At 61.9% G+C, this 21,156-nt stretch carries 20 protein-coding genes, 1 tRNA gene and 2 pseudogenes; 9 read left to right on the forward strand and 14 right to left on the reverse strand.

Going from position 1 to position 21,156, the window contains the following annotated elements; all coding sequences use genetic code 11:
* Positions 1-36 precede the first annotated feature (36 nt).
* From hbdH to M5B96_RS16885, 9 genes are all read right to left on the reverse strand, one after another.
* Positions 37-807: a 3-hydroxybutyrate dehydrogenase gene (hbdH, locus tag M5B96_RS16845; protein ID WP_248797865.1), complete on the reverse strand. Its 771-nt coding sequence runs from the start codon at positions 805-807 to the stop codon at positions 37-39.
* A 10-nt stretch (positions 808-817) separates the two neighbouring features.
* Positions 818-2,209 (reverse strand): GntP family permease, encoded by a 1,392-nt coding sequence (locus M5B96_RS16850; RefSeq protein ID WP_248797866.1) that lies wholly within the window; start codon positions 2,207-2,209, stop codon positions 818-820.
* Between the two features lie 330 nt (positions 2,210-2,539).
* Positions 2,540-3,955, reverse strand: a complete 1,416-nt coding sequence (locus M5B96_RS16855) for a sigma-54 interaction domain-containing protein (RefSeq protein ID WP_248797867.1) — start codon at positions 3,953-3,955, stop codon at positions 2,540-2,542.
* 36 nt (positions 3,956-3,991) lie between these two features.
* Positions 3,992-5,572: an ABC transporter ATP-binding protein gene (locus tag M5B96_RS16860; protein WP_248797868.1), complete on the reverse strand. Its 1,581-nt coding sequence runs from the start codon at positions 5,570-5,572 to the stop codon at positions 3,992-3,994.
* A gap of 14 nt (positions 5,573-5,586) precedes the next feature.
* Positions 5,587-6,609 (reverse strand): ABC transporter permease, encoded by a 1,023-nt coding sequence (locus M5B96_RS16865; RefSeq protein WP_248797869.1) that lies wholly within the window; start codon positions 6,607-6,609, stop codon positions 5,587-5,589.
* Positions 6,609-7,670: a microcin C ABC transporter permease YejB gene (locus M5B96_RS16870; protein WP_248797870.1), complete on the reverse strand. Its 1,062-nt coding sequence runs from the start codon at positions 7,668-7,670 to the stop codon at positions 6,609-6,611. Before M5B96_RS16870 ends, M5B96_RS16865 begins: the two co-directional genes overlap by 1 nt.
* Positions 7,670-9,535, reverse strand: a complete 1,866-nt coding sequence (locus M5B96_RS16875) for an extracellular solute-binding protein (RefSeq protein ID WP_248797871.1) — start codon at positions 9,533-9,535, stop codon at positions 7,670-7,672. The genes M5B96_RS16870 and M5B96_RS16875 overlap by 1 nt, the downstream gene beginning before the upstream one ends.
* A gap of 250 nt (positions 9,536-9,785) precedes the next feature.
* Complete coding sequence (locus tag M5B96_RS16880; protein WP_248797872.1) at positions 9,786-10,067, reverse strand: peptidylprolyl isomerase; 282 nt, start codon at positions 10,065-10,067, stop codon at positions 9,786-9,788.
* 279 nt (positions 10,068-10,346) lie between these two features.
* Complete coding sequence (locus M5B96_RS16885; RefSeq protein ID WP_248797873.1) at positions 10,347-11,438, reverse strand: 3-deoxy-7-phosphoheptulonate synthase; 1,092 nt, start codon at positions 11,436-11,438, stop codon at positions 10,347-10,349.
* 629 nt (positions 11,439-12,067) lie between these two features.
* On the opposite strand from M5B96_RS16885, the gene M5B96_RS16890 reads away from it, so the two are divergent.
* A complete protein-coding gene (locus tag M5B96_RS16890) occupies positions 12,068-12,826 on the forward strand; it encodes a carbon-nitrogen hydrolase family protein (protein ID WP_248797874.1) in 759 nt (252 codons plus the stop codon).
* On the forward strand, positions 12,790-13,281 hold the full coding sequence (locus tag M5B96_RS16895; RefSeq protein WP_263859596.1) for a GNAT family N-acetyltransferase: 492 nt from the start codon (positions 12,790-12,792) through the stop codon (positions 13,279-13,281). Before M5B96_RS16890 ends, M5B96_RS16895 begins: the two co-directional genes overlap by 37 nt.
* 68 nt (positions 13,282-13,349) lie before the next feature.
* Here M5B96_RS16895 and M5B96_RS16900 read toward each other — a convergent pair whose 3' ends face one another.
* Positions 13,350-13,571, reverse strand: a complete 222-nt coding sequence (locus M5B96_RS16900; RefSeq protein ID WP_248797876.1) for a DNA-binding protein — start codon at positions 13,569-13,571, stop codon at positions 13,350-13,352.
* A gap of 81 nt (positions 13,572-13,652) precedes the next feature.
* Here M5B96_RS16900 and M5B96_RS16905 point away from each other — a divergent pair, with 81 nt between their 5' ends.
* From M5B96_RS16905 to M5B96_RS16930, 6 genes and pseudogenes are all read left to right on the forward strand, one after another.
* A complete protein-coding gene (locus M5B96_RS16905) occupies positions 13,653-14,018 on the forward strand; it encodes a helix-turn-helix domain-containing protein (RefSeq protein ID WP_218223421.1) in 366 nt (121 codons plus the stop codon).
* A gap of 151 nt (positions 14,019-14,169) precedes the next feature.
* Complete coding sequence (gene uvrY / locus M5B96_RS16910; protein ID WP_100939313.1) at positions 14,170-14,808, forward strand: UvrY/SirA/GacA family response regulator transcription factor; 639 nt, start codon at positions 14,170-14,172, stop codon at positions 14,806-14,808.
* A gap of 2 nt (positions 14,809-14,810) precedes the next feature.
* Positions 14,811-16,634: an excinuclease ABC subunit UvrC gene (uvrC, locus tag M5B96_RS16915; protein ID WP_248797877.1), complete on the forward strand. Its 1,824-nt coding sequence runs from the start codon at positions 14,811-14,813 to the stop codon at positions 16,632-16,634.
* Positions 16,635-16,666: 32 nt separating this feature from the next.
* Positions 16,667-17,236 (forward strand): CDP-diacylglycerol--glycerol-3-phosphate 3-phosphatidyltransferase, encoded by a 570-nt coding sequence (gene pgsA, locus M5B96_RS16920; RefSeq protein ID WP_248797878.1) that lies wholly within the window; start codon positions 16,667-16,669, stop codon positions 17,234-17,236.
* 63 nt (positions 17,237-17,299) lie between these two features.
* Positions 17,300-17,375 (forward strand) — tRNA-Gly (locus tag M5B96_RS16925).
* 212 nt (positions 17,376-17,587) lie between these two features.
* Positions 17,588-17,771, forward strand: a pseudogene (locus M5B96_RS16930) (Arm DNA-binding domain-containing protein); the annotation flags it as partial.
* Between the two features lie 12 nt (positions 17,772-17,783).
* On the opposite strand, the pseudogene tnpC reads toward M5B96_RS16930, so the two are convergent.
* The 3 genes and pseudogenes from tnpC to tnpA all read right to left on the reverse strand — a co-directional run bounded on the left by tnpC (position 17,784) and on the right by tnpA (position 20,055).
* Positions 17,784-19,321 (reverse strand): annotated as a pseudogene (tnpC, locus tag M5B96_RS16935) (IS66 family transposase).
* Positions 19,322-19,393: 72 nt separating this feature from the next.
* On the reverse strand, positions 19,394-19,729 hold the full coding sequence (tnpB, locus tag M5B96_RS16940; protein WP_248797879.1) for an IS66 family insertion sequence element accessory protein TnpB: 336 nt from the start codon (positions 19,727-19,729) through the stop codon (positions 19,394-19,396).
* Complete coding sequence (tnpA, locus tag M5B96_RS16945; protein WP_248797880.1) at positions 19,726-20,055, reverse strand: IS66-like element accessory protein TnpA; 330 nt, start codon at positions 20,053-20,055, stop codon at positions 19,726-19,728. The genes tnpB and tnpA overlap by 4 nt, the downstream gene beginning before the upstream one ends.
* Before the next feature lie 111 nt (positions 20,056-20,166).
* Between tnpA and M5B96_RS16950 the strand changes: the two genes are divergently transcribed.
* Positions 20,167-20,289: a hypothetical protein gene (locus M5B96_RS16950; protein WP_263859597.1), complete on the forward strand. Its 123-nt coding sequence runs from the start codon at positions 20,167-20,169 to the stop codon at positions 20,287-20,289.
* A 103-nt stretch (positions 20,290-20,392) separates the two neighbouring features.
* Here M5B96_RS16950 and M5B96_RS16955 read toward each other — a convergent pair whose 3' ends face one another.
* On the reverse strand, positions 20,393-20,860 hold the full coding sequence (locus M5B96_RS16955; protein WP_248797882.1) for a GNAT family N-acetyltransferase: 468 nt from the start codon (positions 20,858-20,860) through the stop codon (positions 20,393-20,395).
* Positions 20,861-21,156: the final 296 nt, after the last annotated feature.

The raw sequence follows: 21,156 nt of genomic DNA on the forward strand, positions 1-21,156 counted from the left end.
TGGTGGTGTTTTCGAGATCCGATGTCAGGCAATCAACTATTGTGCCAACCAACCCCCATCGATATTCCACGCCGCGCCACGCACCTGGCTACCGGCCTCGCTGCAGAGGAACAGTACCAGTTCGCCGAGGTGCGCCGGGGTGACGAACTCCAGCGACGGCTGTTTCTCCGCCAGCAGGTCGTGCTGTGCCTGTTGCGGGTCAACCCCACCGGCGGCACGGTCGTCGATCTGTTTCTGCACCAGCGGGGTGAGCACCCAGCCCGGACAGATGGCATTGCAGGTGACATTGCTGGTGGCGGTTTCCAGGCCCACCACCTTGGTCAGGCCGATTACCCCGTGTTTGGCCGCGACATAGGCGGCCTTGCCCACGGAACCGACCTGGCCGTGCACCGAGGCAATATTGACGATTCGACCCCAGCCCTTGTTGCGCATCGCCGGCAGCGCCAGGCGCGTGCTGTGGAATACCGACGACAGGTTGATGGCAATAATCGCGTCCCAGCGTTCCACCGGGAAGTCTTCCACGCTGGCGACATGCTGGATCCCGGCATTGTTGACCAGGATATCCACGCCGCCGAACTTGCGCTCGGCGTAGGCGAACATCTCGGCGATCTGCGCCGGGTCGCTGACATCGGCCGGGTGATGGCCGACCCGAGCGCCAAACTGTTCGACCTCGGCGATCACCGCGGCGGCATCACCAAAGCCGTTGAGCACCACGTTGGCGCCGGCCCGGGCCAGGCCCAGGGCGATGCCCAGGCCGATACCGCTGGTGGAGCCGGTGACCAGGGCGGTTTTACCTTTGAGACTCATAGTCGATTCCTCAGACGATGCCGGTGGCATAGAAGGTTGCGATTACCACGAAGACCGCCACGGTCTTGATCAGGGTAATACAGAAAATATCCTTGTAGGCTTCCCGGTGGGTCAGCCCGGTGACGGCCAGCAGGGTGATGACCGCGCCGTTATGGGGCAGGGTGTCCATGCCGCCGCTGGCCATGGCCGCGACCCGGTGCAGCACTTCCAGCGGGATATTCGCAGCGTGGGCGGCGCTGATGAAGCTGTCGGACATCGCCGCCAGGGCGATGCTCATGCCGCCGGAAGCCGAACCGGTGATCCCCGCCAGCAGGGTGACGGTGATGGCCTCGTTGACCAGCGGATTGGGAATGCTCTTGAGCCAGTCGGCCAGCACCAGGAAGCCCGGCAGCGAGGCGATGACCGCGCCGAAACCGTATTCAGAGGCGGTATTCATCGCCGCCAGCAGGGCACCGCCCACCGCGCTCTTGCTGCCTTCGGCGAGTTTGCCGCGTATGGCCCGGAAGCCGAAGACCAAGACCATGATGATGCCCACCAGCAGCGCGGCCTGTACCGCCCAGATGGCGGTCAGCTTGGCGATGTCGGTCTGTACCGGCGTGGCCATGCCCGCCAGGCTGAGGGTGTGGGTCTTGCCGTACCAGAGCGGAATCCACTGGGTGAACAGCAGGTTCATGATACCCACCAGCAACAGCGGCGAGAGGGCGACCCAGGGATTGGGCAGCTGGATATCCTCGGCGGTTTCCGGTTCGTTGCGCAGCTCCGTGCCATAGCCTTCGCCGGCGCGCTGGGCCTTGTTGCGCTGGCGCTGCAGGAACAGCATGCCGGCGCAGAACACGAAGATCGTGCCGATCAGCCCCAGCCAGGGCGCGGCCCAGGCGGTGGTGTTGAAGAAGGTGCTGGGAATGATGTTCTGGATCTGCGGCGTGCCGGGCAGGGCATCCATGGTGAAGGAAAATGCGCCAAGGGCAATGGTCGCCGGGATCAAGCGCTTGGGGATGTTGCTCTGGCGGAACATCTCGGCGGCGAAGGGGTAGACCGCGAACACCACCACAAACAGCGAGACGCCGCCGTAGGTGAGCAGCGCGCAGACCAGCACGATCACCAGCATCGCCTGGCGGGTGCCGAACAGGCGGATGGCGGCGGCGACAATCGAACGCGAGAAACCGGACAGCTCGATCAGCTTGCCGAATACGGCGCCGAGCAGGAAGACCGGGAAGTAGAGTTTGACGAAACCGACCATTTTTTCCATGAACACCCCGGTGAAGGCGGGGGCGACGGCGGAAGGGTCGGTGAGCAGCACGGCGCCGAGGGCGGCGATGGGGGCAAACAGGATGACGCTGTAGCCACGGTAGGCGGCCAGCATCAGCAACGCCAGCGCCGCGAGGGCGATGATCACACTCATGGTGTGTCTCCAAAATTGTTATTTTTGTAGGTTAGGTCTGAATCTCCAGTAGGGTTTGCGAGTTTTGTGCCATTTATTCAAGTCATTGAAATTAAAGGGTTTTATTGTTTTTTATGACGATGGCTCATAAGTTTGTCTCTGAAGTGAGACGGTATGGCTTGAGGTACGATCATGAGGGTGTCCCGTTGTCAGTCACCCCGACTTCCTGTGGGAGTGGAGTTTGCCCGCGAATGCAGGCGACGCGGTGCTGCAGGAAGACCGCGTTATCGTTCTTCGCGGGCAAGCTCCGCTCCCACAGGAGGTTGTCTCATTTTCGAGAGTTGTGTCTCGCTATTGAGATTGTGAGAGGCCCAGGGCAAGCATTTTCTTGTACAAGGTCGATCTGCCCAAGCCCAGCCGGTGTGCGGCGTCTTCCACTTTCCCCGCACACTGTGCCAAGGTCGTTTCAATCAATTGCCGATCAAAACGCTCCCGGGCCGCGCTGAACGTCTCGTTGCCCTGCGGCTCCAGGGCCCGCGCCGACGGCCGTTCCAACGGCCTGAACGTACCGATCGCCCCGCGAATATCCGCCGCACTCAACACCTGCGCATCGCTCAACAGCGCCGCCCGTTCCAGCACATTGCGCAACTCGCGGACATTCCCCGGCCAGGCATGCCGGCCCAGCAGCTCCAGGGCTTCGCTCGCCAGTTCATGATGGCTGCGCAGCTCTTCGAGAATCGCTTCGCTCAATGCCGGTAGATCCTCCAGGCGCTCGCGTAGGGGTGGCACCTGAATCGGCAGGACATTGAGTCGGTAATACAGATCCGCGCGAAACTCGCCGCGCTGGATCGCCGCCTCCAGGTCGGTGGAGGTGGCGGCGATCACTCGCACATCGCTGCGCAGCACCTCGTTGGAGCCCACCGGCTCGAACTCCTTCTCCTGCAACACCCGCAGCAACTTGCTTTGCAGGGGCAGCGGCATATCGCCGATCTCATCGAGAAACAGCGTACCGCCCTGGGCGATCTGCAGCTTGCCGGGGCGGCCCTTGCGATCCGCGCCGGTAAAGGCTCCCGGCGCGGTGCCGAAGAACTCGGCCTCCAGCAAGGTCTCCGGAATTGCCGCGCTGTTGATGCTGACAAAGGCCTTGTGCGCCCGTGGCGAGGCGCTGTGAATGGCTTGGGCAAGCAGTTCCTTGCCGGTGCCGGTTTCCCCCAGCAGCAGGACCGGTGAGTCGCTGCTGGCGCCACGCCGGGCTCGGCGCTTGACTTCCAGGCTGGCGGCGCTGGTGCCGATAAAATGCGCGAAGTTGTATTTGGTCTGCCGCGAGCGCAGCAGCGAGCGGGTCGAGGCCAGCTCGGCCTGCATGCCCTGGTAGCGCTTGAGCAGCGGCGACAGGCTGCGCAACTCGTCGAACAGGGCGAAACCGATGGCGCCGATGACTGCCCCGGCGGCGTCGTGGATTGGCAGACGCATGACCACCAGGGGTTCCTTGGGCGTGTCCTGCACATCCAGCAGGATCGGATGGCCGGTACGTACCACTTGGCGCAACAGGCTGCCGGGAATCACGCTCTCGCAAGCGCGGCCGATGGCTTCGCCGGCATTGGCCAGGCCAAAGCGCCGGGCATAGCGTTCATTCATCCAGACGATATTCGCGTCACGGTCGACGATCACCGTGCCCTCGCTGGATTGCTCGATGATTTCGAACAGCGAACGAATCGCCAGCAGGCGAACCCGCTGGTAGTCCTTGAGGCTTTCGGTATCGGTCATGGCAGGTTCGTCCATTGCCGGCAAGGCGGCGATCGATCAGCTCGGGACTGGCCGGGTGGCGGCGAGCAGTTCGCGAGTATAGGGATGCTGTGGGGCGTCGAACACCGCGCAGGTGGCGCCGCGCTCGACCACCTGGCCGTCCTTGATCACGATCAGGTCATGGGCCAGGGCGCGCACCACCGACAGGTCGTGGCTGATGAACAGGTAGGTCAGGCCGTATTTTTCCTGGAGGTCGCGGAGCAGGGCGACCACCTGTTTCTGCACCGTGCGATCCAGCGCCGAGGTCGGTTCGTCGAGCAGGATCAGCGCCGGCTTGAGTACCAGGGCGCGGGCAATGGCAATGCGCTGGCGCTGGCCACCGGAAAATTCGTGGGGGTAGCGGTGGCGGCTTTGTGGGTCGAGGCCGACCTCCTCCAGCACGCGAATCACCTGGGCTTCGCATTCGGCGGGGGGGTTGGCGCAGTGCACCTCCAGGCCTTCGCTGATGATCTGCGCCACCGACATGCGTGGGCTGAGGCTGCCGAACGGGTCCTGGAACACCACCTGCATCTGCTTGCGCCAGGGCCTCAGCTGTTTCTGGTTGAGGCCGTCGAGGGCCTGGCCCTGGAAGCGGATGCTGCCCTTGGAATCCAGCAGGCGCAGGATCGCTTGGCCAAGGGTGGACTTGCCGGAGCCGGATTCGCCGACAATGCCCAGGGTCTTGCCGCGCTGCACGCTGAGGCTGATGCCATCCACGGCACGCAGGTATTCCTTGTGCTGGAACAGCCCGCCGGCGATCTGGAAGCGCACCTGCATGTCCTCGACCTGCAACACCACCTCGCGATCGTCCAAGGGCAGCGGCTTGCCCGCCGGTTCGGCGTCGAGCAACAGATGGCTGTAGGGATGGGTGGGATGCTGGAACAGCGTTTCGCAGTCCGCCTGTTCGACAATCTCCCCGGCCTTCATCACGCAGACCCGCTGGGCGATGCTGCGCACCAGGTTCAGATCATGGCTGATCAGCAGCAGCGACATGCCCAGGCGTTGTTGCAGCGACCTGAGCAACGCGAGGATCTTGCGCTGCACCGTGACGTCGAGGGCGGTGGTCGGTTCGTCGGCAATCAGCAGCTGTGGCTCGCAGGCCAGGGCCATGGCAATCATCACCCGCTGGCGTTGCCCGCCGGAGAGTTGATGGGGATAGGCCTTGAGGCGCTCCCGGGGATTCTGCAAACCGACCATTTCCAGCAGCTCGATAATCCGCGCCTGGGCCGCCTTGCCGCCAAGGCCCTTGTGCAGCATCAGGGTTTCGCCGATCTGCTTTTCCACACTGTGCAGCGGGTTGAGGGAGGTCATCGGCTCCTGGAAGATCATCGCGATCCGATCGCCACGCAGGCTGCGCAAGGTGCTGTCATCGGCGCCCAGCAGTTCCTGGCCGCGATAACGCACGCTGCCGCTGGACTGGCAGCCGCTGCGCGGCAAAAGTTGCAGGATCGAGTGCGCGGTGACCGACTTGCCCGAACCGGACTCGCCCACCAGCGCCAGGCACTCGCCGGGGCGGATATCCAGGCACAGGTCGCGCACCGCCGGCTGGCCGTTGAAGGCGACGTTGAGATGGCGGATTTCAATCAGGTTGTCGGTCATCGCGGGCGCCTGGTTCATGAGCGGGGGTCGAAGGCATCGCGTAGCGCCTCGCCGATAAACACCAGCAGCGAGAGGATCAGCGCCAGGGTGAAGAAGGCGGTGAAGCCCAGCCAGGGTGCTTGCAGGTTCTGTTTGCCCTGGCCGATCAACTCGCCCAGGGAGGCGCTGCCGGCGGGCATGCCGAAGCCGAGGAAATCCAGGGCCGTCAGGGTCGAAATGGCCCCGGTGAGAATGAACGGCAGGTAGGTCAGGGTGGCGTTCATGGCATTGGGCAGGATATGCCGCAGGATGATCTTGCGGTCGCTCAGGCCCAGGGCCCGGGCCGCCTTGACGTACTCCAGGTTGCGGCCACGGAGGAATTCGGCGCGCACCACATCCACCAGGGCCAGCCAGGAGAACAGCGCCATGATCCCCAGTAGCCACCAGAAGTTCGGTTCGACGAAGCCGGACAGGATGATCAGCAGGTACAGCACCGGCAGACCGGACCACACCTCCAGCAGGCGCTGGCCGAGCAGGTCGACCCAACCGCCGTAGTAACCCTGCAGGGCGCCGGCGGCGACGCCGACCACGGCGCTGACGGCGGTCAGGGCGAGGGCGAAGAGAATCGACACCCGGGCGCCGAAGATCACCCGCGCCAGTACGTCCCGGGCCTGGTCGTCAGTGCCCAGCCAGTTCACCCCGGTCGGCGGGCTGGGGGCCGGTTTGTTCAGGTCATAGTTGGGCGTATCGGCCCCGAACGGGATCGGCGGGAACAGCATCCAACCGCCATCCTTGGTGATCAGCTGGCGCACGTAGTCGCTGCGGTAGTCGGCCTGGAAGGGCAGTTGGCCGCCGAATTCCTGTTCGGTGTAGCGTTTGAACACCGGGAAATACAGCGAGCCCTGGTAGCTGAGCACCAACGGCTTGTCGTTGGCGATCAATTCGCCGCAAAGGCTCAGGGCGAACAATCCGACAAACAGCCACAGCGACCACCAGCCGCGCCGATTGGCCTTGAAGCGGTCGAAGCGGCGCCGGCTCACGGGCGAGAGTCTGAGCATCAGGCACTCCTCGAAGCGAAGTCGATACGCGGGTCGACCAGGGTGTAGCAGAGGTCGCCGATAAGTTTTATCAGCAGGCCGAACAGGGTGAAGATGAACAGTGAACCGAATACCACCGGATAGTCCCGCGACACCGCGGCTTCGTAGCTCAGGCGGCCGAGGCCGTCGAGGGAGAAAATCACCTCGATCAGCAGGGAGCCGGCGAAGAACACGCTGATAAAGGCCTGGGGTATGCCCGAGACCACCAGCAGCATGGCATTGCGAAACACATGGCCGTAGAGCACCCGGCGTTCGCTCATGCCCTTGGCCCGGGCCGTGACCACGTACTGGCGGGTGATTTCATTGAGGAAGGAGTTCTTGGTGAGCATGGTCAGGGTGGCGAAGCCGCCGATCACCAGCGAGGTCACCGGCAGCACCAGGTGCCAGAAGTAGTCGGCGATCTTGCCCAGGGTCGAGAGTTGCTCGAAATTTTCCGAGACCAGCCCGCGCACCGGGAACCAGTTCAGCGAGGTGCCGCCGGCGAACGCCACGATCAGCAGCATGGCGAACAGGAACGCCGGCATGGCGTAGCCGATGACGATGGCGGTGCTGCTCCAGACATCGAAGCGGCTGCCGTTGTGGGTCGCCTTGCGGATGCCCAGGGGGATCGACACCAGATAGGTGATCAGCGTGGCCCAGAGCCCGAGGGAAATGGTCACCGGCATCTTGTCCAGGATCAGGTCGGTGACCTCGGCGCCACGAAAGAAACTCTTGCCGAAGTCCAGGCTGGCGTAGTGCTTGAGCATCAGCCAGAAGCGCTCGGGGGCCGGTTTGTCGAAACCGTATTGGCGCTCGATGTCGGCGATCAGCTTGGGGTCCAGGCCACGGCTGGCCCGCGAGGCGCCTTGTAGCGTGTCGCCGCCTCCGCCAAGGGCGCCGCCGCCGCCGATGCCCTGCAAGCGGGCGATGGCCTGTTCCACCGGGCCGCCGGGGGCGGCCTGGACGATGACGAAGTTGACCAGCAGGATCATCAGCAGCGTCGGGATGATCAGCAGCAGTCGTCGCAGGGTATACGCCAGCATCAGTGCTGTCCTCCGGAACTGCCGCGCTTGATCAGCTCGGCGGTCATCTGTTCGTTGGTCAGCGGGATCGGGCTGACTTCCCACCAGGTCTCGACGGCGGGGTCATTGCTGGCCTGCTCCCTGGGGAGACCGAAGCGGTTCCACCAGACCGTCGAGGTGCCCGGCGGGTAATAGTTGGGAATCCAGTAGTAGTTCCATTGCAGTACCCGGTCCAGGGCGTGGGCGTAGCTGAGCATCCGCGCTTGGCTGTCGGCCTTGATCAGGCCGTTGATCAAAGTGTCCACGGCAGGGTTTTTCAGCACCATGAAATTGCTCGAACCAGGATCGTTGGCCGCCGCGGAACCGAAGTAGTTGTACAGCTCGATGCCCGGCGAGGTGGTGACCGGGTAGCCGCTGACGATCATGTCATAGTCGCGGGCCTTGAGGCGGTTGACATACTGCGAGGCGTCGATGCGACGGATGTCCATGCGGATGCCGATCTGCGCCAGGTTGCGCTTGAAGGGCAGCAGCAGCCGTTCCATGCCGTTCTGGGCATTGAGGAAGGTGAAACTCAGTGGTTCGCCCTGGGCGTTCACCAGGCGGTCGCCGTCGGGTTTCCAGCCGGCTTGTTCCAGCAGGGCCAGGGCCTGCAGTTGCTTGTCCCGCAGGTTGCCGCTGGCATCGGTTTTCGGTGCTTCGAAGACCTTGGTGAAGACTTCGTCGGGAATCTGTCCGCGCAGCGGTTCGAGGATCGCCAGTTCCGCCTGGTCGGGCAACTGCCGCGCGGCCAGGGCGGTGTTGGAGAAGAAGCTCTGCTGGCGGATGTACATGTTGCGCATCATCTGCCGGTTGCTCCATTCGAAGTCCCAGAGCATGGCCAGGGCCTGGCGCACGCGACGGTCCTGGAACAGCGGCTTTTGCAGGTTGAACAGGTAGCCCTGGGCGGATTGCGGCGCCTCCTGCGCCAGGTGGGCCTTTTGCAGGCGGCCATCGGTGAGGGCCGGGCTGTCGTAGCCGATGGAGTAGCCGGTGGCGGAGAATTCGCGGTTGTAGTCATAGGCGCCGCCACGCAGGACCTGGCGGGCGACGTCGGTGTCGCCGAAAAACTCGATGGTGACGCGGTCGAAGTTGTACAGGCCGCGGCTCACCGGCAGGTCCTTGGCCCACCAGTCGGGGTTGCGGCTGAAGGTGATGCTGCGTCCCGAGTCGACCTTGCTCACCCGGTAGGGGCCGCTGCCCAGCGGGGCTTCGTAACCGCCGCCGTCGGCGAAATCGCGGGTCTTCCACCAATGCTCCGGTAGTATCGGCAGGCTGGCGATATCCAGTGGCAATGAGCGGTTGTCGTTGTTCTTGAAGTCGAATCGGACCTGGGTCGGCGACTCGACCTCGACGTCTTTCACCGCTTCGAACTGCATGCGGTAGCTGAGGCTGCCCTGGGTCATCAGCAGGTTGTAGGTGTAGCGCACGTCTTCGGCGGTGATCGGCGTGCCGTCGGCGAAGCGGGCCTTGGGGTTCAAGTAGAAACGCAGGGACAGTCCGTCATCGCCTCGCTGCATTTTTTCCGCCACCAGGCCATAGACGGTGTAGGGCTCGTCCAGGGAGCGCACGGCCAGTGGCGAGTAGATCCAGCCGTCGATCTGGGTGACGCCGGTGCCTTTGTCGACATACGGCAGGATATGGTCGAACTGGCCGATCTCGATGGCCGAGCGCCGCAGGCTGCCGCCTTTGGGGGCGCGCGGGTTGGCATAGTTGAAGTGGCTGAAGCCGGCGGGGTACTTGGCGGGCTCGCCGTAGACGGTCAACGCGTGCTGCGCGGGGGCGGCGTTGGCGGACAGGCCGGGAAAAAGGCTCAGGGCGGTGAGTAGCAGGGATAGGGCCAGTCGCATCTTCAGCCTTAGAAGCCGGTTCGGAGTATCAGGAAGATCATTCAATATAGCGAGGGGGCAAGCCCTGATGCTGATCAGTTGAGGCTGAACGCGGTCCCAGTGGGAGCAGAGCTTGCTCGCGAAGAGGCCCTTGAGACCGCTAAAAGCTTCGCGGGCAAGCACCGCTCTCACAGTGACGTGGCGTGTTTCAATATCCCATTTCCCTTAACTGATCGGCATTAGGGCAAGCCCTCTCGCCACGGGGACCGGATCAGTCCTGGCGACTGGTCACTTCCAGCAGGTGGTAGCCGAACTGGGTTTTCACCGGGCCTTGTACGGTATTGACCGGGGCGCTGAAGACCACGCTGTCGAATTCCTTGACCATCTGGCCCGGGCCGAACGAGCCCAGGTTGCCGCCGTCGCGGCTGGACGGGCAGGTGGAGTTGGCTTTGGCGATCTCGGCGAAATCGGCGCCGCCTTCGATCTGGGCTTTGAGTTCGTTGCACTTGGCTTCGCTGGCAACCAGGATGTGACGGGCAGTGGCTTTGGCCATGGGGTGATACTCCTTTCTAGAAAGTGTCGAGATTACCGGAATCAGGCCGGATTTTCCCGGCAAAAGTTCCTGGCGACGCGGTGTATCGGATCTGTGGCGAGCGGGCTTGCCCCATTATTTTAAAGCCGAGCGCAGTTTTGTGGCGAGCGGGCTTGCCCGCGCTCGGCTGCGAAGCAGTCGCAAAAACGGTCGCCTCGGTCGACCTGATGTTCCGAATTCGCAGGTTTCAGGGCCGCTTCGCAGCCCAGCGCGGGCAAGCCCGCTCGCCACAAGGTTTCTTCAGGCGCCGACCATTTCCGCCACCGGCTGCTTACGCAGTTGCCTAGCCGCCTCGCGCAGCAATTCTTCGGTCGCCTCCCAGCCGAGGCAGCCATCGGTGATCGAAACGCCATAGCGCAAGTTCGCGCCCAGCGCCTGGCAACCTTCGAACAGATGACTCTCCAGCATCATCCCGACCAACGAACGATCACCCCGCAGGCGCTGCTCCAGCACATCGGCGAACACCGCCGGCTGGCGCAACGGGTCCTTGCCGCTGTTGGCGTGGCTGCAATCGACCATGATCCGCGCTGCAATCGACTGTTTGGCCAGGCCGGCGCGCACCTGGGCCACGCTGTGCGCATCGTAGTTCGGCCCGCGATGGCCGCCGCGCAGCACCAGATGGGTGTCCGGGTTGCCCGGGGTCTGGATGATCGCCGGGTGGCCCTGGCTGTCGACGCCGAAATGCCGATGGGCGTGGGCTGCCGAACGCATGGCATCCGCGGCGATGCCGACACTGCCGTCGGTGCCGTTCTTGAACCCCACCGGCATCGGCAGGCCGCTGGCCATTTCCCGGTGGATCTGCGATTCCGTGGTCCGCGCGCCAATCGCGCCCCAGCTCAGCAGGTCATCGATATAACCGGCCGCCATGGGTTGCAGCAGTTCGCTGGCAATCGGCAGGCCCAGGCGCAGCATCTCGCGCATCAGTTCGCGGGACAGGGCCAGGCCGCCGGCCATGTCGTCGCTGCCATCCAGGTGCGGGTCGTAGGCCAGGCCTTTCCAGCCCACCGTGGTCCGCGGTTTCTCGATGTAGGCGCGCATCACCAGGAGCATCTGGTCGCTGACCTCGGCCGCCAGTTCGGCCAGGCGGCCGGCGTATTCCAGGGCCGATTGCGGATCATGGATCGAGCAAGGGCCGACAATCACCAGCAGGCGCGGGTCTTCACCGTTGAGGATGGCGCGCACGGCACGGCGGTGGCGCTCGACCTGTTCGCCGAGGCTGGCATTGAGGGGCAGGTGCTGCTTGAGTTGCAAGGTGCTGGGCAGGCGCTGGGTCAATGGCTCGTTGGCCGAGGACAGGGCGGAGGACGGCAGGGCGGAGAGAGAAGAATTCATGTTCGGGCTTCCTGGGCTGGCGGCGGGTGCTTCCCGCGCGCGGCCCTACTGGGGTGTTCGACAATCAGCCGGACTGGCTGTGAGCATGTGCGTGCCACCTGTGCGTGACCGTTCGGAGGCGGCGTGCTGTCCCGAGCGGAGCTTGCTAAATCGCCAGGCGCCGGTGATGTCGTTGCGGTAATAGAGGCTGTGGTTCATGTCGGTATTCCTTGATTTAAAAAGTCGGTTGCAAAATGTTGGGGCCTGAAAAAACAAAACCCCCGGTCGGGAGGCCGACCGGGGGTTGAGAATTCTCTGGTAGGCGACCCCTGTATTCAGTGGGCGCCGGTTGGGTATCAGGCGCGCCAGTGGCTAAACCAATACCCAAAATAAAAGCTCGCGCGGGCGCCGACCGTCTTCATCCGGGCAGCCGCGACCGAGCGCGAAGCGCTGGCGGTGTGGCAAAGCGGGGATTGAGTCAGGTGCATGGTGCAACTCCGTGTGAATGTCGCCGAGCTTACTAGAGCGCGATCGCCCTGTTCAATCAGAAAATTCTATGAGGGCTGGTGAGTAGGTTCTATCGCTTAAATGCGTTAGGGGTTTATGACACACTCGACAGATATTTCCGAACGAATTCTTAGGACTGAATCATGAGCGTGTTTAGCCTTGCCGCTGCCCAAGCCGTCTCGATTGCCGGAGACCTGCAGGCCAATATCGGCCGACACGTGGCGTTCATGCAGCAGGCCGCGGAGCAGGGCGTGGAGTTCCTGCTGTTCCCCGAGTTGTCATTGACTGGCTATGAACGCGGCCTCGCGGCCGGCTTGGCGATTACTCCGGACGACCCGGTACTGGCGCCGCTGCGCGAGCTGGCCCGGGAATTGAAGCAGGTGACCGTGGTGGGCATGCCGATACATCTGTCCGCCAACGGTCCGGTGCTGATCGGAGCGCTGACATTCGGCGCCGACGGTTCCTTGCAGGTGTACAGCAAGCAGCATCTGCACGACGGTGAAGAAGTCGCGTTTAGCCCCGGAAACGGCGGCGAGCCATTGACAATCGCCGATGAGCGTATTGCTCTGGCGGTTTGCGCTGACTTTTCCCACGCCAGTCATCCGCTACGGGCAGCGCAATCTGAGGCTAACCTTTATGCCTCCAGTGTGTTGATTACTGAAAACGGTTATGGACCCGATACGGCCTTGTTGCAGGGCTATGCTCGGGATCACGGCATGGCGGTGCTGATGGCCAACCATGGCGGTATGACAGGAGGCTGGCAGTCGGCGGGGCGCAGTGCGCTGTGGGCGGCCGGCGGGCAACGGGTGGTGGTGGCTGAAGGTGCGGGCGATGTGTTGGTGATCGGGCGTCGCGTCGCCGGTCAATGGTCTGGGGAGGTGATGTCGGTGACGGGCTTGTGAACGGCTGCTGGCGTTTTCGCCCAGCGCTGAACGCTGACTTGGCGTTCGCTCGGGAGCTCACCCGCCAGAATATGATGGCTTACTACTGTGAGTACGGCCTGCTCTGGCTGGATGAGGCTTTTGACCAGGCCTGGGCCGGGCGGCAGAACGAGCTGTTGTGTGATGGCGAACAGGTGCTGGGTTTTGTCAGTTTCAGTCGCGATGCCAGGGCGCTGTACATTCGCGAGTTGCAGTTGGTCGAGGCAGGTCGAGGCCAGGGGCTGGGCGGCTGGCTGATCGGACAGGCACGGGAAATCGCCTTCAGGGAGGGGCGCCAGGAGTTACGCCTGACCGTGTTCAAGAGCAACCCCGCCCAGCGGCTGTATCTGCGTCAGGGCTTGGCCGTGGTCGGTGAGGACGAGTGCTTTTTGCGTATGAGTCTCGCTACTTTAAAAACGCTATCTGGCAATAACTGACAATACTTTGAGAATTGTCCTATAAATCGCTGCACGAAGTGCATACTTGGCCCTATTAACGCCGGGAATTACTCACTCGGCTTGTCGGTGCCGGATGGGATAATTCCATCCTTCATGCCCAGCAGGACCGCGACCTTATGGGCTTCGCCACGCCGTCCCTTTTTTCGCCCAGCGAGCACTTGATAGGTGGTTGCCGGGTCGACGCCATGTTCTCGCGCAAACTCCTGAACCGATTTTCCTTGGTGTTCCAGCCAAGCCTTGGCTTGTGCGGCGGTGCGAATACCGGGCATAGTTCAAAACCGTTCAAATGTGTTTAATGCTTGTCGAGTATATCACCCTTAAGGGTGTTTAAAATGGGATCTTACATCCAAATGAGTGGAATTGGTTCGCGATTGCGGCAAGAGAGAGAGCGGCTGGGTTTGTCGCAGAAGGCTTTTGGTGAAATCGGAGGCGTTGAGGCCAACGCACAGGGCAAATACGAAAGCGGTGATCGCGCACCGAAGGCCGACTATTTGTCCCGTGTGGCCGCACGGGGCGTCGATGTGCTTTACGTGCTGACCGGGCAAGCGACGCCGATGCAACTGGATAATCTCAGCCAGGTGGAAGAGAAAGTGTTGGGTAACTATCGGGTGCTGCAAAAAGAAGATCAGGACGCGATCCATCGACTGACCACCACCTTGGCTGAAACCGCCGGGCCCTATGGGCCAAACGGCCGGGCCGGCTCTAGTGACTCCTGAGTCACGTCATTTCTGACGAAATGCGCTTGCCGTCCGGCAGGCGCTTATAGCGCATTGATACTCTTATGTGACGCTTGCAGCTAGGTCAGGCCCGCGGTTTTTTGCTAAGGTGGTGAATAACCTGATAAGACCAAATTCGTGAGGTGTCTGCTTGATTAGGGTGCTAGTAGTCGATGACCATGATCTTGTGCGTACAGGCATTACGCGGATGTTGGCGGATATCGACGGTCTGCAGGTCGTGGGACAGGCTGAGTCGGGAGAGGAAGCGTTGCTCAAGACGCGGGAGCTCAAACCCGATGTAGTGTTGATGGACGTCAAGATGCCCGGCATCGGTGGCCTGGAGGCCACGCGCAAATTGCTGCGCAGTCACCCGGACATCAAGGTGGTGGCGGTGACCGTCTGTGAAGAAGACCCATTCCCGACGCGCTTGTTGCAAGCCGGTGCGGCTGGCTACCTGACCAAGGGCGCGGGCTTGGCGGAAATGGTCCAGGCGATTCGCCTGGTATTTTCCGGGCAACGCTACATCAGTCCGCAGATTGCCCAGCAGTTGGCGCTCAAGTCCTTCCAACCGGCCAGTGACTCGCCGTTCGACGCCTTGTCCGAGCGCGAGATCCAGATTGCGCTAATGATCGTCGGCTGCCAGAAAGTCCAGATCATCTCCGACAAGCTGTGCCTGTCGCCGAAAACCGTGAACACCTACCGCTATCGGATTTTCGAGAAGCTTTCGGTCAGCAGCGATGTCGAGTTGACGCTCCTGGCGGTTCGCCACGGCATGGTCGATGCCGGCTGACAATGACTGACCTGTTCGATTCCAGTGCCTTCCTGTCGACCTGCAGTGGCCGCCCCGGCGTCTACCGCATGTTCGATGGCGACGCGCGCCTGCTCTACGTCGGCAAAGCCAAGAACCTGAAGAAACGCCTGGCCAGTTACTTCCGCAAGACCGGCCTGGCGCCGAAGACCGCGGCCCTGGTGGGGCGAATCGCCCAGGTGGAAACCACCATCACCGCCAATGAAACCGAGGCGCTGCTGCTGGAGCAGACGCTGATCAAGGAATGGCGGCCGCCCTATAACATCCTGCTGCGCGACGATAAATCCTATCCCTACGTCTTTCTTTCGGACGGCGATTATCCGCGGCTGAGCATTCACCGCGGGGCGAAGAAAGCCAAGGGCAAGTACTTCGGGCCTTACCCGAGTGCCGGGGCGATACGTGAAAGCCTGAGTCTGCTGCAAAAGACCTTCCTGGTTCGCCAGTGCGAGGACAGCTACTACAAGAACCGCACCCGACCCTGCCTGCAATACCAGATCAAGCGCTGCAAGGCGCCTTGTGTCGGGCTGGTGGAGCCCCAGGTGTATGCCGAGGATGTGCGTCACTCGGTGATGTTCCTTGAGGGTCGTAGCAACGCCCTGACCGACGAGTTGAACGCCGGCATGGAGTTGGCGGCCAGTACCCTCGATTTCGAGCGGGCCGCTGAGTTGCGTGACCAGATCTCGCTGCTGCGCCGGGTCCAGGACCAGCAAAGCATGGAGGGCGGCACCGGCGATGTCGACGTGGTCGCGGCCTTCATCAACCCGGGCGGTGCCTGTGTGCACCTGATCAGCGTGCGCGGCGGCCGGGTGCTGGGCAGCAAGAATTTCTTCCCGCAGGTCGGTATCGAAGAGGATGTGTCCGAGGTGCTGATGGCCTTTCTCGGCCAGTACTTCATCGGCAGTCCTGAGCGCGACCTGCCGAGCGAACTGATCGTCAACGTGGTCCACGAGGATTTTCCGACCCTGATCGCGGCCATCGATGGATTGCGCGGGCGCGAATTGGCCATCAGTCATCGGGTGCGTGGTACGCGGGCCCGCTGGCAACAGTTGGCGGTGACCAATGCCGAACAGGCCCTGGGCGCGCGCCTGGCCGATCGTCAGCATATGGCCGCGCGCTTCGAGGCCCTGGCCGAGGTGCTGAACCTGGAAGAGCCGCCGCAGCGCCTGGAGTGTTACGACATCAGTCATTCCAGTGGTGAAGCGACGGTCGCGTCTTGCGTGGTATTTGGCCCGGAAGGCCCGATCAAGTCCGACTATCGCCGTTACAATATCGAAGGCGTCACTGCCGGCGACGACTACGCGGCGATGCACCAGGCGCTGACCCGGCGTTTCAGCAAGCTCAAGGACGGTGAGGGCAAGCTGCCGGATATCCTGCTGGTGGACGGCGGCAAGGGCCAGTTGTCCATGGCTCGCGATGTGCTCGATGAGCTGGCGGTGCCGGACCTGATCCTGCTCGGCGTGGCCAAGGGGGCGACGCGCAAGGCCGGCTTCGAGACCTTGTACCTCAACGACGCGGCCCATGAGTTCACCTTGAAGGGCGATTCGCCGGCCCTGCATTTGATCCAGCAGATCCGCGATGAGGCCCACCGCTTTGCCATCACCGGACACCGTGCGCGGCGCGGCAAGACCCGGCGTACCTCGACCCTGGAAGGGGTGGCGGGGGTCGGGCCGAAGCGTCGTCGCGAACTATTGAAACATTTTGGTGGATTGCAGGAGCTGTCCCGTGCCAGCATCGACGAGATCGCCAAAGCACCCGGGATCAGTAAAAAGCTCGCTGAGTCGATTTATGCAAGCCTGCACAGCGAGTAGAATGCCTTTCAACCTCGTAGCCAGTTGTGCCGATGAATATCCCTAATCTGATCACCGTTCTGCGCGTTGTACTCATTCCGATTTTCATTTTGCTGTTTTACCTGCCTTACCAGTGGAGTTACATGGCGGCCAGTTCGGTGTTTGCCTTTGCGGCGGCGACGGATTGGCTGGACGGCTACCTGGCCCGACGCCTGGAGCAGAGCACGCCGTTCGGCGCGTTCCTCGATCCGGTGGCGGACAAGCTGATGGTGGCCGTGGCGCTGGTCTTGCTGGTGCAGGAGCATGGCAACCTGTGGTTGACCTTGCCGGCGGCGGTGATCATCGGTCGTGAGATCGTGGTCTCGGCCCTGCGCGAGTGGATGGCTGAAATCGGGGAGCGGGCGCAGGTCGCCGTTTCCAACATGGGCAAATGGAAAACCGCGGCACAGATGCTGGCGCTGGTGATCCTGCTGGCCAACCCCTCGGATTTCAGTTTCTGGGTGCTGGTGGGCTATACCTTGCTGATGGCGGCGGCGGTGCTGACCCTGTGGTCGATGCTGCAGTATCTGCGGGCGGCGTGGCCGCATTTGAAGTTCAATACGGAAAATCCTGAAAAGAAATAAAACTATTTTGAATCAAGGGGTTGACGGGGTGCGTAGATCCTATAGAATGCGCATCACCAAGACGCGGGAATAGCTCAGTTGGTAGAGCACGACCTTGCCAAGGTCGGGGTCGCGAGTTCGAGTCTCGTTTCCCGCTCCAATTATTGTTCTGCAGGCTTCTATTGAAGTCTGCAGAAACTGAAAATGAGGCTTCGGCCTCTTTTTTCGTTCCAGTAAGCCTCACTCGAAACTACTAGCAGCCACGATTTTTTAGTACATTAATCCGGCGCCTAGTGGGCCACTTTTTCGTGGTACTCACCTCTCTGTAAACCGTACAAATCTCCTCTATCCAAACGAGACGGAGATTGTCCGATGGCTCTCACCGATACTGCAGTCCGGCACGCCAAGCTCTGTGCCAAGGACTACGCCCTCCCTGACTACAACGGCCTCGCTCTTTTCGTGAATACGAAAGGTGCCAAGTGCTGGCGCTTCCGCTTTTCTTGGGCGGATAAGCAACCCCCGTATTTCTCTCGGAACCTATCCTGAAATTGGTGTAAGCAGCCGGTGATCACAGGTTGCGTAACGTCACCCAGTTATGCGGCAACAACTCCCCGATCTGACTCATCTTCTGCGTCGGCAGCCGTTCCAGCACGTCTTTGAGGTAGGCATACGGATCATGCCCGTTGACCTTGGCTGACTGGATCAGGCTCATCAGCGCCGCCGCGCGCTCGCCGCTGCGTTGAGAGCCTGCAAAGAGCCAGTTGGAGCGTCCGATAGCCCAGGGGCGGATCCGGTTCTCCGCCTGATTATTGTCAATGGGCAAGGCCCCGTCATCGAGGTAGCGTGACAGCGCCGTCCAACGCTTGAGGCTGTAGTCCAAGGCTTTGGCGATGGTCGTGCCCGGCGTGACCAACTGACGCTGGGCCATCATCCAGGCGTGAAACGCGTCCATGATCGGGGCCGCCTTTTCCTGACGCAGTTGCCGACGCTGCTCGGGGGGGGCAGATCGCGGGCTTCGCGTTCAACCTCGTACAGCAACTGGATGTAGTGCAGGGCCTGCTCAGAGAGTGGGCTTTTATCTGTCGTGAACAGATCAAAAAACTTGCGCCGAGCATGGGCCATGCAGCCGACCTCGATCACGCCCTGGGCAAAACTGGCCTTGTACGCACTGAAGTCGTCGCAGACAAGCTGACCTTTCCAATCCCCCAGAAAAGCCCGCACATGCTCGCCCGCCCTACTGGGGCAGAAGGCGTAGACCACGGCGTTGATGTCGGCAAACGCGGTGGTGCAGTAGGCCCAGACATACGCCCGGTGGGTTTTCTTCTTGCCCGGTGTGAGCATCGGCACCGGGGTTTCGTCGGCATGCACCACGGCGTGCCCCAGCACCACTTCGCGCAAGGCATCGACCAGCGGCTGCAAGCGCACGCCGCACACGCCGACCCACTCTGACAAGGTGGATTGAGGGATGGCGTAGCCGGCGCGCCCGAAGATCTGTTCCTGGCGGTACAGCGGCAAATGATCCGCGAACTTGCTGATCATCACCTGGGCCAACAGCCCGGTGGTGGGGATGCCCTTGTCGATGACTTGGGCCGGAACCGGCGCCTGAATCAGTGTTTCACACTGATCACAGACCCACTTGCCGCGGATATGGCGCTCGACGTTAAACACGCCGGGCGTGTAGTCGAGCTTTTCGCTGACATCTTCGCCGATGCGCTTGAGGGCGTAGCCGCAGGTGCACTGGGTATCCTCGGGCTCGTGATGAACCAGGGTACGTGGGAGCTCGGCGGGGAGCGCGGTACGCTTGGGCTTTTGTCGCGGTTGCGGGGCGCTAGGCGTCGGCTTCAGCGCTTCCAGCTCGGCTTCAATGCCGGCCAGGTCGGCGTCGACCAGTTCGTCCAGCAAGCAGGCCTGAAGGGGGCTGAACGACTCGGCCCGCTTAGAGAAGCGATGACGCTTGAGCACGGCCAGTTCGTGGGTGAGCTTTTGATTAACGGTTTTGTAATGCAGGGCTGTTTTGTCCAGAGACTCAACGCGCTCGATCAACTGCGTCGCCAAGCAGCGCAGTTGATCGGGTGTCAGTCGGTCGAGAGAAAAGGTCGCGGTCATGCCGGTCATTGTGCCAAAACGGGCGATGACCGGCGACTGACCGCTCGGCTAGGTCAGTGACGGGGATGTCTTCTAGAGAAGACGGATGGCGCTGTCAGACCCGAGGCGTTGCCAGGGTAATCCGATCACCAGGGCCTGAAGTTGCTCCGGGTCCAGCTCCAGCTGTGTTCCGTGGCGAGTACCGGGCCAGACGAACCGTCCCTGGTGCAAACGACGAGCGGCCAGCCAAATGCCCAGGCCATCATGCAGCAGCACCTTCAGGCGATTGCCCCGACGGTTGGCAAACAGATAGGCGCAGTGCGGCTGCGCCGCACCGAACACCGCGACGACCCGGGCCAGGGTGGACTCGGTACCGGCACGCATGTCCAGCGGCTCGGTGGCCAGCCAGATCGAATCGACGCGGATCATCGCAGCAGGTCCCGGAGAAAGGCCGTGGCGGTGGCGGCGCTTTCGAGGGACCAGCTCACCACCATGGTGCCGCGCGGGTGAGGAACTTCGACGCGGATGGTACCTGGGTGGGTGGTCGCGGGTGCCGCTGGCGACATTTTCACTGGCACAAAGGCCGGTGGCGTGCCGAGGGCTGACGGGTTGTGCAGACGAATCCACTTGTGCACGAGGTTGGCATTGATGCCGTGGCTCAAGGCGATCTGGGCGATGGAGCTGCCGGGTTGGGAGTACTCCTGAACGATCTGGGCCTTGAAGGATTTGGAGTAGGTACGGCGTGTCGATGGCATAAGAAACCCTCTTAAAAGTGCTGGACAGGGTGTCCACCAAAATGAGGTGGACACCCTGTCAGTGCTTAAAGGGCGGGGGAAGATGGGTTTGCCGGCGGCTTACAAATTGGTTTGCACAATGCGCGAGCTTTGCGTGATGCTTACCGGGCGCTGGTCGCCAGGGGCATTGATCCGCGCGCCCATCGGCGGCAGGCGTGTAATGCCAGGAGCCTGGCCAGGAAAACACCTAGTTGACGGCTACAGAGTCGGCCGTTTGGAGCGGACTGGGGGCATCCCTTATGTACAGGGTCGTTGTCGGCGGGACGATATGCCAAGCGCGGTGGATCGACTCCGAAACTTACACCAACTCTCTCACCATAGGAATACAGGCCAGTTGAAGCCCGGAGGGCGAATGGTAAATCGCAGGGGTATCACCAACGAAACCGCATCGCCGGTAAAACTCAGCAGCGTTCAAAGTCGCCTCCAGGTTGACTCTCTCTAACCCTAAGTCGCGAGCTAGGTGTTCAAGGTGCCTCAGGACTCTCATGCCGATGCCCAGTTGCATGAAGCTTGGGAGTACAAAGATCGCACCGATTTCGCTTTTTTCCAGATCAAGCATTCCTGTCGCCACGGGGTTACCCCGAATACACCCCAGATAGAAGTGTTTTTCCATCAGTTCGCTATACCCATTCTCCGGCGATCCTGCTGTCCAGACCTGTATCTGCTCTGTGGTATAGGCACCGACGCATTGGTGTCGTATCGCTAGAAGGCGAATGTCGAATGCTGTTTGGGAGTCGCTTTGCGTTGCTCGTCTAATCGTGAACATTTTTATTCTCCGTTAGCCAAAGGCGGACGGGAAACTAAAAAGCCCCGTCCATTTTCTGGCGGGGCCTTAGGGTAATTACGTCATATTCTAAGAACGCATAACCTCAGGGCCCGCCAGAGGCGGTCATCGAGGTGCACATCATGTTCTTGCCGGGGGTATGGATCATGGGTAGATCGTGTTCTGGATGACCAGATTTGTCAATTTCGGGGCGGAGTCAAGGTTCAGCCCTGAGCGCAATAGCGGTAACGACCCGTGCTACGCAACCGGGTCGCTGATACAAATGGTGTCGCAGCTAT

The organism is Pseudomonas sp. MWU13-2105, assembly GCF_023242315.1.
GTDB lineage: Bacteria > Pseudomonadota > Gammaproteobacteria > Pseudomonadales > Pseudomonadaceae > Aquipseudomonas.